The 14,355-nt window shown below is 70.6% G+C and carries 11 protein-coding genes; 7 read left to right on the top strand and 4 right to left on the bottom strand.

Features of this window, described 5'->3' with window-relative positions; all coding sequences use genetic code 11:
• The first annotated feature begins 55 nt into the window (after window positions 1-55).
• The 4 genes from FNH04_RS26960 to FNH04_RS26945 are packed head-to-tail and all read left to right on the top strand — an operon-like array spanning window position 56 to window position 4,020.
• Complete coding sequence (locus tag FNH04_RS26960) at window positions 56-2,623, top strand: sensor histidine kinase (protein WP_152788395.1); 2,568 nt, start codon at window positions 56-58, stop codon at window positions 2,621-2,623.
• A 14-nt stretch (window positions 2,624-2,637) separates the two neighbouring features.
• Window positions 2,638-3,072 carry a roadblock/LC7 domain-containing protein gene (locus FNH04_RS26955; RefSeq protein ID WP_152788394.1) on the top strand — a complete coding sequence of 145 codons (435 nt, stop codon included), beginning with the start codon at window positions 2,638-2,640 and terminating at the stop codon, window positions 3,070-3,072.
• Window positions 3,069-3,425, top strand: coding sequence for a DUF742 domain-containing protein (locus FNH04_RS26950; protein WP_322723957.1), 357 nt, complete (start codon window positions 3,069-3,071; stop codon window positions 3,423-3,425). The genes FNH04_RS26955 and FNH04_RS26950 overlap by 4 nt, the downstream gene beginning before the upstream one ends.
• Window positions 3,412-4,020, top strand: coding sequence for a GTP-binding protein (locus tag FNH04_RS26945; protein WP_152788393.1), 609 nt, complete (start codon window positions 3,412-3,414; stop codon window positions 4,018-4,020). Before FNH04_RS26950 ends, FNH04_RS26945 begins: the two co-directional genes overlap by 14 nt.
• Window positions 4,021-4,038: 18 nt before the next feature.
• On the opposite strand, the gene FNH04_RS26940 is transcribed toward FNH04_RS26945, so the two are convergent.
• Both FNH04_RS26940 and FNH04_RS26935 read right to left on the bottom strand, forming a co-directional pair.
• On the bottom strand, window positions 4,039-4,650 hold the full coding sequence (locus FNH04_RS26940; RefSeq protein WP_152788392.1) for a TetR/AcrR family transcriptional regulator: 612 nt from the start codon (window positions 4,648-4,650) through the stop codon (window positions 4,039-4,041).
• Between the two features lie 92 nt (window positions 4,651-4,742).
• On the bottom strand, window positions 4,743-6,731 hold the full coding sequence (locus FNH04_RS26935) for a galactose-binding domain-containing protein (protein WP_386575743.1): 1,989 nt from the start codon (window positions 6,729-6,731) through the stop codon (window positions 4,743-4,745).
• A gap of 542 nt (window positions 6,732-7,273) precedes the next feature.
• Here FNH04_RS26935 and FNH04_RS26930 point away from each other — a divergent pair.
• From FNH04_RS26930 to FNH04_RS26920, 3 genes are all read left to right on the top strand, one after another.
• Window positions 7,274-8,800: an alpha/beta hydrolase gene (locus FNH04_RS26930; protein ID WP_152788390.1), complete on the top strand. Its 1,527-nt coding sequence runs from the start codon at window positions 7,274-7,276 to the stop codon at window positions 8,798-8,800.
• Between the two features lie 212 nt (window positions 8,801-9,012).
• Complete coding sequence (locus tag FNH04_RS26925) at window positions 9,013-11,877, top strand: AfsR/SARP family transcriptional regulator (RefSeq protein ID WP_152788389.1); 2,865 nt, start codon at window positions 9,013-9,015, stop codon at window positions 11,875-11,877.
• A 36-nt stretch (window positions 11,878-11,913) separates the two neighbouring features.
• On the top strand, window positions 11,914-12,420 hold the full coding sequence (locus FNH04_RS26920) for a MarR family winged helix-turn-helix transcriptional regulator (protein WP_152788388.1): 507 nt from the start codon (window positions 11,914-11,916) through the stop codon (window positions 12,418-12,420).
• 154 nt (window positions 12,421-12,574) lie between these two features.
• Here FNH04_RS26920 and FNH04_RS26915 read toward each other — a convergent pair whose 3' ends face one another.
• On the bottom strand, window positions 12,575-13,474 hold the full coding sequence (locus tag FNH04_RS26915) for a carbohydrate ABC transporter permease (protein WP_152788387.1): 900 nt from the start codon (window positions 13,472-13,474) through the stop codon (window positions 12,575-12,577).
• Window positions 13,475-14,320: a carbohydrate ABC transporter permease gene (locus FNH04_RS26910; protein WP_152788396.1), complete on the bottom strand. Its 846-nt coding sequence runs from the start codon at window positions 14,318-14,320 to the stop codon at window positions 13,475-13,477.
• Window positions 14,321-14,355 lie beyond the last annotated feature (35 nt).

The following is a 14,355-nucleotide window of genomic DNA, read 5'->3' as shown; positions in this document are numbered from 1 at the left end:
CACTCCCTCCGGCTTCCTCCCGACCCCCGCTCACGTCAATCGCCCAAGGACGACGATGCCTTCACGGACAGGTGCCCGGCGCCGTCTCGGCTCCATACGTCTCTCGCTGATCCTCCTGGCTCTGATCCCCAGCGTCACCCTCGCCGCCATGTGGGGCGTGACGACGGTGCAGATGTTCTCGGAGGGTCTGCACCTGCGGGAACAGACCGGCCTGAGCAAGTCGACCGGCGCCATGGGCACCGATGTGACCCTCGCCCTGCAGGGCGAACGCGCCCTGTCGGCGGCCGTGCTGGCCGGCCGTAGCGGCGCCCGGGCGGCACTCGACGAGCAGCGGAAGGAGACGGACACGGCCGTCGCGCAACTGGTCGGCCAGTCCGACGCGATCGCCGACGCCCCCAACCGCGTAGGGGACAGGATGTCCTCCGTCATCGGCGCGGTCGGGAGCCTCGAGTACTACCGGGACCAGGTCGACGACCCCACCGACATCACCCCGCAGCAGACGCTCGACCAGTACACGTCGATCATCGACGACCAGATCCACGCCTTCAACGAGCTCTCCCAGGTCGACGACGGGGACCTCACCTCACAGGCCGATCCGCTCGTCGCCCTGGAACACGCGGCGGAGCTGGTCTCCCAGGAGGACGCGCTGCTCACCCTCGCGTGGCCGTCCGGGTACCTCGACGAGCAGCAGCGCATGAAGTTCACCCAGCTGGTCAACGCGCGGCGGTGGCTCGTCGAGGACCAGATCATCCCCTCCCTGCGCGGCACGGTGAAGTCGCGGACCGAGCAGATACTGCAGGGCGAGGACTGGCAGACCCTGGAGAGCGTGGAGGGTCAGCTGCTCGCCATCCCCACGACGGGCAAGGTCGACGCCCGCCGCACCGTTCTGCCGGATGATGTGCGCAAGCGGTGGGAAGGGGCGCTGGAGAACCTCTCGGCCCAGTACACCGACCTGATCCGGCAGGAGACCCGTTCCCTGCTCGACCGCAGCGGTGAACAGGCCCGCGGACTGCTGATCAAGGCCGGCTCGCTGAGCGTCGGTGGTCTTGTCGCCCTGCTGGTGTGCGCCGTGATGTCCTGGCGCATCACCCGCTCCCTGTCCCGTCGGCTGCGCGGACTGCGCATGGCCACGCTCGGCCTGGCCGAGGAACGGCTGCCCGACGTACGGGCCCGCCTCGACCGGGGCGAGAAGGTCGACGTCGAGTCCGCAACCCCGCCGCTCGACTACGGCGAGGACGAACTCGGCCAGGTCGCCCAGGCGTTCAACACCGCACAGCGCACCGCCGTGCACACCGCGGTGGAACTCGCCGACACCCGGCGCGGCTTCCAGAAGGTCATCCTCGGTATCGCGCGGCAGAGCCAGAACCTGGTCAACCTCCAGCTCAGCAAGCTCGACAAGCTGGAACGCGAGCACCAGGACCCGAAGATCCTGGAGGGCCTGTACGAACTCGACTCCACCGCCAGCCAGTTGCGCCGCTACGAGGAGAACCTCGTCATCATCAGCGGTGAGCGGCCCGGCCGTACCTGGACCCGCCCGGTCGCGCTGATCGACATCCTGCGCAGCGCCGTCGGCGAGGTCGCCCAGTACCAGCGGGTGGAGGTGCACACCGAGGAGGAGGTGTCCCTCGCCCCGCCCGCCGTGGCGGACGTCATCCACCTGCTGGCCGAGCTCATCGACAACGCGACCGCCTACTCGCCCGCCCCCAGCCCGGTGAGCGTACGGGCCGCGATGGTGGGCAGGGGTCTGGCCGTGGAGATCGAGGACCGCGGCCTCGGCATGTCCGAGGAGGACTACGCCGCGTTCAACGCCCAGCTGGCGGTGCCCCCGCAGTTCGACGTGGTGGCGCTGGCCGACGACCTGCGGCTCGGCATGTTCGTGATCGCCCGGCTCGCCACCCGGCACGGCATCGTGGTGACGCTGCGCTCCTCGCCGTACGGCGGTACGACGGCGATCGTGCTGATCCCGCACGACATCGTGGTGCAGGAGACCTTCGACGAGCCCGCCGACGAGCCGGTGGACGAGCGGCCCGTCGCGCCCGCCGGGGACGGCCGGGACGCGCAGGACGCCGCGGACCCACAGGACGCCTCGGGTTCCCCGGCCGCCGACGCCGGCCCCGCCGGCCCGGCGAAGGTGCTCATCTCCGCGGCGGTCGTGGACGAACAGACCGTCGCCGGCACCCCCGTCAGCGACACCCCCGTCAACGGCGAACGCACCCGCGAACAGGCCCCGGACGCGTCGCCCGCCGCGCCCGCGCGCACCGGCGACCGCACCCCGGCCAAGGCCCTCTCGCGGCCCGCGCCCCGTACGGCCGTGCCCGCCCCGGGCCGCGCACGGGGCGACGGACTCGCTCCGCTGCCCCGCCGGGTCCCACAGACCAGTCTGGCCGCCGAGCTGCGGGAGGACACGGGACCCGACCAGGACGACGAGGATCCCTTCGACGACTTCACCGCGGAGCGCGCCGCCTCCTCACTGGCCTGTTTCCAACGCGGGACCCTCCAGGCCCGTGACGACGGCGGGGAGATCGAGTACGACGAGAAGGAAGAGAGCGCACCCGAGGGCGCCGACGAGAAGGTCTCCGCCGTACACACCTCTGTCACCTCCACTCCGCCGGCCGACCGCTGATGAAGGACACAGAAATGACACGCCCCATCCCCGCCACGCACAGTCAGCTCGACCAGCTGCTCACCGGACTGGTGGACCGGGTCGCCGAGGTGAACCACGCCGTCGTGCTCTCGGAGGACGGACTGGTCGTCAGCAAGTCGACCGCGTTCGTGCGCGACGACGCCGAGCGGCTCGCGGCCACCGCGTCCGGCCTGATGAGCCTCAGCAAGGGCGTCAGCATGGACTTCCGCGGTGGCCCGGTGCGCCAGCTGCTCATCGAGATGGGCAACTCCTATCTGATCCTCACCAACGCCGGACCCGGAGCCAGCCTCGCGGTGCTGACCAGTCAGGGCGCGGACGTCGGTGTGGTGGCGTACCAGATGAACATGCTGGTGAAGAAGATCGGCGAGCACCTCAGTGCCGCTCCGCGGGCAGGTGTCGTCGTCGCGGCGGACAACGGCGAGAGGTGAACGGAGGCGATACGGCCGGCCGTCTGGTCCGGCCGTTCACCCTGACCGGCGGCCGGACCCGGCCGGACCGCGGCGACTTCACCCTCATCACGATGGTGATCGCCGTCGACCCGCCCCCCGACGGGAGCACACGGCTCCAGCCCGAACACGGACGGATCCTGCGTCTGTGCGCCGAACCGATCGTGGTGGCCGAGCTCGCCACACGGCTCGACCTGCCGGTGAGTGTCGTCAGCATCATGCTCTGCGACCTGCTGCAGGCGGGACGGATCGTCGTCCAGCCGCCGCGTCCTGTCTCGCGCACCACGGACCTGGAACTGCTGCAGAAAGTGAGGGAAGGCCTTGACCGGCTCTGACGCCACCGCCCAGGGGGTAACGGCACCCGACACGGTCAAGATCCTGATAGCCGGGGGCTTCGGTGTCGGCAAGACGACCATGGTCGGGTCGGTCAGTGAGATCGTCCCGCTGCGCACCGAGGAACCCCTGACCATGGCGGGCCTCGGCGTCGACGACCTGAACGGGATCGAGGAGAAGCGGGCCACCACCGTGGCCCTCGACTTCGGGCGGATCACGATCAGCCAGGACCTCGTGCTGTATCTGTTCGGCACGCCCGGGCAGCAGCGGTTCTGGTTCATGTGGAACGACCTCGCCATCGGTGCGCTGGGCGCCGTGGTCCTCGTGGACGTGCGGCGGCCGGAGTCCAGCTTCGCCGCCATCGACTTCTTCGAGCGCCGCAGGATCCCGTTCGTCATCGGCGTCAACGGCTTCCACGGACTGCACCCGTACGCGCCCGAGGAGATCCGGGAGGCCCTCGCGCTGCCGGACGGCGCCCAGGTGCTGCTCTGCGACGCACGCGAACGCGGGTCGTGCCGGGAGGTGCTGACCGCCCTGATCGACCAGCTGATCGCCACCACGGCCCGCGCCAACGGCCACCCCGCGCGCACGTCCTGAGCGCACCCGCGGGATGGTTCAGGCGCGCGGGCTCTCGGGCTCCCGGACCAGACCGGCGACGTGCTCGGTGACCATGTCGAGGACGTCCGCGGCCGATGTGTCGTCGCCGAGGACGAGGTAGTTCAGCGTCAGCCCGTCCGTCATCGCGGCCAGATAGCGCGCCAGTACGCCGACGGGGACGAGGAGCTGGAACTCCATGCTCCGGCCGAGCTGTTCGATCAGCTCCGCGTAGGTGTCGCGGTACATCTCGTACTGCCGTCGCGCCAGATGCTCGAAGCCCGGCTCGCGCAGGGCGTACTGCGTCAGTTCGTACGTCAGCATGTGCTCGCCGGGACGGGCGGACACATGATCCCAGTAGGCCTGGAACCCGGCCCGTACGGTCTCCTGCAGCGTGCCCCTGGGCCGGATCGCCTCCTTCACCACCGTGATGTAGTCGGCGGTGATCGCCCTGATCACGGACTCGATCAGGGCCTGCTTGGAGTCGAAGCAGTAGTGGAAGACGCTCAGGCTGACGCCCGCCTCGGCGCAGATGGACCGGGTCGTCGTCCTGGCCACCCCGTCCCGGGTCATCGCCCTGATCGCCGCCTCGGTCAGCTGCCGGCGCCGCTCGGCCGACGGCATCCGTGCCATGTGCGTGTCCCCCGTCCCTTACGCGCTCTGCCCGCCGAGCAGGGTAACGGTGCCCCCGCCCACCGGGCAGGCCCGGGCGGGGGCACCGTCGCTCAGCCGCTGTAGACGCCCACCTCGTACAGGGAGTAGCCCCAGTCGGTGCCGCGGTCCAGGCCGTGGACGCGGACGTACCGTGCCGGTGTGGCGCTGAACCCGGCCGTGTCCAGGCCGCCGTCACCGGACGTCGTGGACCACGCGGTCTTCCAGGTCGTGCCGTCGGTGGAGAGCTCGATGCGGTACGACCTCCCGTACGCCTTCTCCCAGTCGAGCGTGACGCGCTTGACCGTCTGCGTGGACCCGAGGTCGATCCTCAGCCACTGGTCGTCGCTCCAGTCGCTCGCCCAGCGGGTGCCCGAGTCGCCGTCCACGGCCCGGCCCGGCGCGTAGCTGGTGAAGGGGTTGGACTCCGACGAACTGGCCGTCGCCGGCCGGCCCTTGGCGAGGTTGACCCCGGCCTTGTGGTTCTCCGAGGCGCCCCAGGTGTCGAGGTACGACTCGGCGCCGCGGAAGAGGTCGTTCACGACGTCCTGGCCGCCGACGAGCCGGATGTCCTCGATCCAGTCCGGGACCATTCCGTAGTGCGCGCCGCCGTCGGTGTTGAAGTCCCAGGTGCGCTCGCCCGTGGTCTGCCTGTCGATGACGGCACCGCCGTCGACGCTGGTGAAGGGGTACTTCACGGGGTTCGAGGTGCTCGCCCCGCGGGGTGCGGGCCAGCCGCCGACGCCGTTCATGTCGGTGCCGTAGCCGTAGCCGACGTTGTACTTGTCCCGCAGCGCGTCCGTGCGCTTCGCCTCCGTGCTGAACTCCTCCGAGCCGTGCATGTACTGGGCGACGAAGCCGCCGAGGGAGTAGACCCGCTCGGTCCAGTTCAGGTCCATCCAGCTGTGCGAGGAGAGGACGCCCGCGTACTGCTCGGCCTCGAAGATGTCGAGCACCCGGCCGGTGGCCTTGACGCTCATGTGGTCGATCTCGACCATCATCTTGCGCTCCATCATGCCGCGCACGGCGTACTCACCGAGGTCGGTGAGCCCGCGTACGTTGCACTGGGCGTCCTCGTCGTACTCCGGGACCTCGGTGCCCGCCGGCAGGTCCTCCTCCGCCTCGGACGACGCCTCGCCGATGGGGTTGTCCTTCTGCGGGCCCGTGCACTTCTCCGTCTTCCAGAAGGTGCCGGTCGACAGGAACTGGCCGACGTTGATCGCCGTACCGAGGCCGTGCTCGTCGAAGCGGACGCCGCACAGGGCGTTGTCGAACTTGTGGCACAGGAACATGCTGCGCACGCCCAGGTCGTACAGCTCGTCGAGGCCAGCGTCGATGTCGTCCTTGTCGCACTGCGCGATGTCCAGGATCTGCTTGCAGCCGAACGGCTCGGAGGTCTCGACCCCGAGGATGACGGCCAGCTTGCCCTGCTTGATGACCTCGCGGGCCTGGGCGCTGTCGGTGACGATCCGGAACCAGCCCTTGCCCGTGCCGCCGTACATGCTGTCGATGTAGGCCTGCATGTCGTACGTCAGCTTGGCCTGGAGCCGGATGGACGTCATCTCGTCGCAGCTGCGGTCCTTGAAGAAGTAGACCGAGCAGATCACGCCGTTGGTGACGAGGTCGTTGACGAGCACACGCTGACCGCCGCGCCAGGCGCGCTCGATCCACGCGTAGTAGTTCTGCTGGTGGGTCAGCGAGTCGTACGCGGGCCAGTCCTTGAACGTGGGCCAGCCGACCGGGTCGTGCCTGCCGTCACCGCCGTGGGTGATGTAGTCGAAGACCGCGAGCGAACCGTCGGGGTAGTGCTCCGGACAGTCCTTGAGCGCGTCGGCGATCCCCTTCGTGGAGAAGGGCTTGCCGCAGATGAGCCGGCCGCCGAACGCCTCGTTGGACATGATGTGGTTGTGCGCGTCGACGAACCCGCGTACCTCCCCTGCGGAGTTGGTGCCCTTGAAGGGCTCGCCGGTCACGTTGATCTGGGAGTCCGGCGAGGGCCGCGCGCTCGGCGTCCACCAGTCGGTGGCGGCCGAACTCGGCGTCGGGCCCAGCGTCATGGCCATCACGATGACGAGCAGGGACAGCAGGGTGAGGTGCCTGTGCTTGCGGAGGATGCTCCTGAAGTGCAGGCGGGGGCGAACCATGGTCATTGGTCACGTCCTCGGTCGGGCGGGTCGCGCGGGTGGATGAGCCTGACCGTCCGGGGTGGCCTTACCAGCCCACGACGTGATTGTCATGACTCGCACAATCGATGTGACGAGAATCGCGACTGCCGCATTCCGAGTCAAGAGTCCGGGACGCTTGACCTGATACGGGGTGGGGTGCTTCCGGGGTGACGCGCATACCGGCCCGCGCGTCGTGAGGGGCCGACGACACGAGTGGGCGGCGGCGGAAGGTGCACGACCCGTCCGGACGGCCGAACGTGCCCCGAACCGGTCCGACTTCCCCGGCGACCGCGCGCAGGGCGGCCGCCGATCGGACGGGGAGGGGTCGCCTCAGGGGGCGAGAAGGGCTACCCCGCCCATGTGACTGGGGTAAACCCCCGTGAAGAGAGGCCAGTTGACGGTATGTCAGAGACAGTGGGGGAGGGGCGAAGCTCGTTCGTATGACGAAGATCAAGCGAAACGCAGCCCTGCTTGCCGCGTCCGCCGTGGTCATGGGCCTCACCACGCCGTTCGCTGCCGCGACGACTTCTGCCTCACCCGAGTTCTCTCCCGCGCTCGCGCTGGGAGCCGCCCCCATGGCCCCCGAGCCGCCCCTCGACTGGGTGGAGTGTGAGGGCCAGGGGCTCGATCCGCGCCAGGAGTGCGCGACCGTCGAGGTGCCCATGGACTACGCCGCCCCCCACGGCAGGAAGATCACTCTCGCGCTCTCCCGTATCCCCGCCGAGAACCACCGGAAGCGCCGCGGCGTGCTGCTGATGATCCCCGGCGGACCGGGCGGCGGCAGCCTCGACGCCCCGTCGGGCAAGGGGCAGAAGCTGCCCCAGGACGTACGGGACACCTACGATCTGATCGGCTTCGACCCGCGGGGCTACGGCCGATCCACCCCGGTCAGCTGCGAGCTGGAGAAGAGCGACCTCGCCCTGACGAAGCTCCGTCCCTGGCCCGCCCCCGACGGCTCCGTCACCGGGAACATGGCCACCGCCCGGCGCATGGCGGACGCCTGCGCACGCAACGGCGGCGAACTGATACGGCACATCAGCACCGCCAACGAGGCCCGTGACCTCGACCGCATCCGGGCGGCGCTCGGAGAGCGGAAGATCTCCGCGTGGGGCGTCTCGTACGGGACGTACGTCGGCGCCGTTTACAACCAGCTGTTCCCGCACCGCACCGACCGCGTGGTGCTCGACAGCAACGACGACCCCGACCCCACCCGGGTGGCCCGCGGCTGGCTCGCCATGTACGAGACCGGGGTCGAGGACAACTTCCCCGAGTTCGCCACGTGGGCGTCCACGCCCGGCAACCCCGACCGCGTGGCCGCGACCGCCGCCGAGGTGCGCCCGCTCTTCCTCCGCCTCGCCGCCCGCCTCGACCGCGAGCCGATCCCCTGGCCCGGCGCCAACCCGGAGGAGCTCAACGGCAATGTGCTGCGCCAGACCATGCTGGACACCCTCTACGACCCCGACAGGTACCCCACGCTGGCCCGGATGATCCAGGCCGCCCGGAAGGGCACCGTGCCGCCCGTGCCCCAGGGGCCGCCCGACTCCGTCCTGCAGAACTCCATCGCGGCCGGCGCGGCCATCTGCAACGACGTCGCCTGGCCCAGGTCGGCGGCCGTGTACGAGCGGGGAGTCGCCGAAAGCCGCGCCGAGTACCCGCTGACCGCCGGGCTGCCGAGGAGCGCCATGATCTGCGCCGCCTGGCCGGACGCACCGAAGGAGCCCGCGGTACGGATCACCGACCGCGGCCCTTCCAACGTCCTCCTCATCCAGAACCGGCGCGATGTGGCCACCCCCCTCAGCGGCGCCCTCAAGCTCCGTGCCGCCCTCGGCAGGCGCGCCGTCATGGTGACCGTCGACTCCACCGGCCACGGCGCCTACCTCGCCAACGGCAACGCCTGCGGCGACCGGACGGCGTCCCGCTTCCTGGCGACGGGGGAACGACCGGCGGGGGATGTCACCTGCGACTAGGTGCGCCGCTACCGGGAGTTGCCCCGGTGCGACCCGGCGGCGGGCCCCTCCCCCGGGGGAGGCCCGCCGCCGGATGCCGTCCACCTCGAGTGCCTCGTATCCGGCGGGGACCACGTTGCCCGACTGGCTGGGGGAGAACCTTGGGAAGACCTTGAATCGGCTGGTGGGCCCCGGTGTTCCGTGGCTACCGTGACCACAGGGGAGGGGGCGGAATGGCAGTGGAGTTCGGCTTGCTCGGCCCGATCGAGGCGCGCGTCGACGGCCGTCCGGTGGATATGGGGCACATTCGGCAGCGGAGTGTGCTGGCCGCCCTGCTCACCGAGCCCAACCGGCCGGTGCCGGTCGACGAACTCGTCGACCGGGTGTGGGGGGACCGGGTGCCGCAGCGAGGCAGGGAGACGCTGTACGGATACGTGTCCCGTCTGCGCCAGGCGCTGCGTCCCACCGGGGAGGTGCGGATCGTGCGGCGGCCCGGGGGCTACGTCCTGGAGGCCGATCCGGCGACCGTGGACATCCACCGGTTCCGGGACCTGGTCGCGCGGGCCCGGGCGGCCGGCGACGATCAGGCGGCGGCGCTGATGCGGCGGGCGCTGGAGCTGTGGCGAGGAGAACCGTTCGCCACGGTGGACACCCCGTGGTTCCACGGTCTGCGGCAGGCCCTGGAGCGGGAACGGTTCTCGGCCGAACTGGACGCCACCGACATCCGATTACGGAGCGGGTCGCACGGTGAACTGCTGCCCGAGCTCACCACCCGTAGCGCGGAGCACCCACTGGACGAGCGTCTGGCCGGTCAGCACATGCTCGCCCTGTACCGCAGTGGCCGCCCCGCCGACGCCCTGACGTGTTACCAGGGCATCCGGGAACGGCTCGCGGAGGAGCTGGGCATCGATCCCGGAGCGCCGCTGCGGCAGTTGCACCAGCGGATCCTCACCGGCGATCCGGCACTGGACCTTCCGAACCCGAACCCGAACCCGGACGCGAGCTCGAAGCCGGAACCGGCCTCTGACCCTGACCCTGACCCGGGCTCTGCCCCGCGCGGCCGGTCCAGTGTCCCGATCTCTCGCCAACTCCCCGCGCGCCCAGGGCTTTTCACGGGCCGTGAGCAGCAGCTCGCGGAGCTCGACAAGGCGCTGGACGCGCCGGGCGGGACGGTGGTGGTCTCCGCGATCGGTGGCAGTGGCGGGATCGGCAAGACCAGGCTCGCCCTGCACTGGGCGTACGAGCGCCTCGACCGTTTCCCGGACGGTCAGCTGTATGTGGACCTGCGTGGTTTCGATCCCTCGGGGGATCCCGTCGCGCCCGCCGTGGCGGTCCGCGGATTCCTCGACGCCCTGGGCGTGGAGTCCGGGGCCGTGCCGCTGGACGTACAGGCGAGGATCGGGCTGTACCGGAGCCTGGTCCAGGGACGGCGGATGCTGATCGTGCTGGACAACGCCGCCGACGCCGAGCAGGCGGCCGCGCTGCTGCCGGGCAGCGCCGCCTGCGCGGTGCTGGTCACCAGCCGCCGGAGGCTGGCAGGGCTGGCGAGCGCCCATGGGGCCCGGCTGCTGACGCTCGACGTGCTGACCGACCCCGAGGCACGGGAACTGCTGGTCCGCCATCTGGGGCGGGACCGGACGGCGGCCGAGCCCGATGCCGCCGCCGTCCTGCTGGAGCACTGCGGAGGGCTGCCGCTGGCGATCAGCGTGGTCGGCGCCCGCGACGCGGCCCACCCGGACTTCCCGCTCGCCGTCCTCGCCGAGGAGCTCAAGGACGAGTCGGCCCGGCTGGACGCGCTGGACGCCGGGGATCTGACGGCCGATGTGCGCGCCGCCTTCACCGTGTCGTACCGCGCCCTGACCGCCAGGGCCGCGGAGGTGTTCCGGCACCTCGGTCTCGCTCCGGGGCCGGAGATCGGGCAGGCGGCCGTCGCGAGTCTCGTCGCCCGGCCGGTCACCGCCGTGCGCGCGGCCCTGCGGGAGCTGGAGAACGCCCATCTCGTCCAGCAGCCCGCACCGGGCCGCTACCGTCTGCACGACCTCGTCCGCCTCTACGCGGCCGAACGGGCACGGGAAGAGCCCGCTGAGGGCGGCGACGAGGCGCTGCTGCGACTGGTGGACTTCTACCTCCACACGGCCTGCGCCGCCGCGGGGCTGCTGGACCCGCACCGGGACCCCATCCACCTGTCCGCGGCCCTGCCGGGGGTCACGCCCCAGGAACCGGCGGACCACGGCGCGGCCCTGGACTGGTTCACCACCGAGTACCCCGTGCTGCCGAGCACCGTCGCTCTGGCGGCCGCGGCCGGCTTCGACACGCGGTCCTGGCAACTGGCCTGGGCCCTCGAGACGTTCTTCGACTACCGAGGCCACTGGCACGACTGGGCCGCCAGTCAGCGCGTCGCGCTGGACGCGGCGGAGCGGATCGGCGACCGGTCATGGCAGGCCGCGGCGCACCGCAGCCTCGGTAACGTCTGCACCCAGATGGGCCTGCTCGACGACGGACACCACCACTTCCGCAAGGCCCTGGACCTCTACGGAGAGTTGAACGACCCGGTCAGCCAGGCCCACACCCACCGCGGCCTGGGCTGGGTGTGCGACCAGCAGGGCCGCCCCCGCGACGCGCTCGACCATTCCCAGCAGGCGCTGGCGCTGTACCGGCGGACCGGCCATCAGGCCGGCCAGGCCAAGGCACTCAACAACGTGGGCTGGCTGCACATCATGCTCGGCGAGCACCGGACGGCACTCGACCACTGTGCCCAGGCGGTGGACCTCAACCAGCGGATCGGCGATCGCCACGGCGAGGCGGGCGCGTGGGACAGCCTGGGCTACGCACACCACCACCTCGCCGAGTACACCGAGGCCCTCGACTGCTATCGGCGCGCCCTCGTACTGGTCCGCGGGTTCGGCGACCGGTACGGCGAGACGGAGATCCTCAACCATCTCGGCGACACCCATCTCGCCGCCGGCGACCCCGAGGAGGCCGGGCCGGCCTGGCGCCAGGCCCTGAAGACCGCCGACGAGATCGGCCACCCGGCCGCCGGTGAACTCCGAAGCAAGCTCGGCGGCCTGCCCCAGGCCGGCCATGACGAAAAGCTCTGATTAAAGATTCAAGTAAATGGCCGGTAGGCTGGGTCCATGCCCACCACCCCACCCTGGCTCACCGCCGAGGAACAACGGGCCTGGCTGGCCTATGTCGACTTCTCCACCCTGCTCGCCGACTATCTGAACCGGCAGCTGCGACGCGACGCCGGCATGACCCATGCCGACTACGCCCTGCTGGCCCATCTCTCCTCGGCCCCCGACGCCGCCCTGGGCATGTCCGAGCTGGCGCGACGGCTGAAGATCACCCGCAGCCGGCTCACCCACGCGGTGAACCGGCTGCGGGACGCCGGTTTCGTGGACCGGCGTGAGGACCCCGCCGACGGCCGCGGCCAGCTCGCCGTCCTCACCGACGAGGGGCGGACCCTGCTGGAACGGGCCGCTCCCGGGCATGTGGAGTCGGTACGCCGCGCGGTCTTCGACGCCCTCACCCCGGAACAGGTCAGGCAGCTGGCGGAGATCGGCGAGGCGATCTGCGAGGCCCTGCAGCGCGTCGAGTCCGCGGAGTCGGACCCTGCGGTACTGCCCTGGCGCCGCCGCTAGGGCCCTGTCCGTCCACTGTCCGGCCGGAGACAGATCGTTCGCCCCGGCATGCTTCCGCCACGCGCCGCCACGGCCTGGCCCGCCCCGCCAACCGGTTGGCACGGTTGCGGAACAGCCCCGTTCACGGACGTCTGCGGCTCGGCGCGGGCAGGCCTCAGCCCTTCAGGGCCCCGCCCAGGGCCGAACTGCCGCCGATCAGCCGCGACATGACCACGTACAGCAGGATCACCGGTGTCGAGTACAGCATCGAGAAGGCCGCGAGCTGGCCGTACTGCACCGTTCCGCGCGAACCGAAGAAGGTGAAGATGCTCACCGAGGCCGGCTGCTGGTCGGGGGAGAGCAGCAGGAAGAAGGGGACGAAGAAGTTCCCCCACATCAGGATGAAGGTGAAGATCGTCACCACGGTGACTCCCGGCCACATCAGCGGGAGCACGATACGGCGGAGGGTCTGCATGCCCGAGGCGCCGTCCGTCCAGGCCGCCTCCTCCAGCACCAGCGGTACGCCGTCCATGAAGTTCTTGGTCAGCCAGATGGCGAACGGCAGCGAGGACGTCCCCAGGAACAGGACGGTGCCGTACATGGTGTCGATCAGGTCGACCTGTACGAACATCGCGTAGACGGGCACCATCACCGCGGTGATCGGCAGCCCGGTGGTGAACAGGATGGTGAGCAGGAACGGTCGCTTGAACCGGGACTCGTACCGGGACAGCGGGTAGGCCGCCAGGACCGAGGCCGCCACGCACAGCGCGGTCGCCCCGCCGCACAGCACCAGTCCGTTGAGCATCGGCAGGAAGGTGATGTCGGTGGTCAGTACGGCGCGGAAGTTGTCCAGGGTCAGCGGGTCCGGCGCGGTGACCCGCAGACCGGCCGTGCCGTTCACCGAGGCCAGGAACAGCCACAGCAGCGGGGCCAGGAAGCACAGGGCGATCAGCAGCAGTACCGCGTTCACCACGGCGCGTTCGGAGCGGCGGCGGGAGCGGTGCCGCGCTCCGGCCGCCGCCGGCCGCCGGGCGCGCGGCGGGGTGGCGCTCTCGGGGCCGGCGATGACGGCCATTCAGACCTCCGTCCGCAGCAGCCGCAGATACAGCACCGAGAACAGCGCCCCGACCGCCAGCAGCATCAGCGCCACCGCCGTGCCGTAGCCGATCAGGCTGTTCTGGAAGGCCTGTTCGTACATGTACAGCGGGAGGGTCTGGCTCTTGTTGCCCGGACCGCCGCGGGTCATCACGAAGATCAGGCCGAACACCGACAGCGTCTGCAGGGTGTTGAGCATCAGATTGGTGCCGATGGAACGGCGGATCATCGGCAGGGTGACGTGCCACAGCCGGTGCCACCGCCCGGCGCCGTCCACCTCCGCGGCCTCGGTGATCTCCTGGGGGATCTCCCGCAGCGCGGCCGAGTAGACGAGCATGGAGAACGCCGTCCCCCGCCAGACGTTGGCCAGGGAGACGGCGAGAATGGGCAGCGTGTAGAGCCAGTTCTGCCGCGGAAGGTGGAGGAAGGAGAGGACGGCGTTGAGCTCTCCCTCCTTGCGGAAGAACACGTACAGCAGATAGGCGGCCACCACTTCGGGGATCACCCAGGCCGCCAGGACCACCGTCGAGGCGACCGAGCGCACGCTCCGTGACGCCTTCTGCAGCAGCGCGGCCAGCCCGAGACCCAGCGTGTTCTGGCCGATGATCGACGACACGACGGTGAAGACGAGCGTGAGCACGACCGCGTTGAAGAAGTCCGGGTCGGCGAACGCCTTGGTGAAGTTGTCGAACCCGACGAAGTGCGCCCCGGCGGCTCCCGTGAGCCGCATGTCGGTGAACGCGTAGTACACGCAGTACGCGATCGGGCCGGCCAGGAAGAGCAGCAGCAGGACCACCGCGGGCAGCACCGGCACTCCGCGCAGCAGGGACCGGCGGGCGCGCGCGGCGGGGGAGGGGGACC

Source organism: Streptomyces phyllanthi (genome assembly GCF_009377205.1).
Lineage (GTDB): Bacteria > Actinomycetota > Actinomycetes > Streptomycetales > Streptomycetaceae > Streptomyces > Streptomyces phyllanthi.
This window is presented reverse-complemented; position numbering and strand designations above follow the sequence as displayed.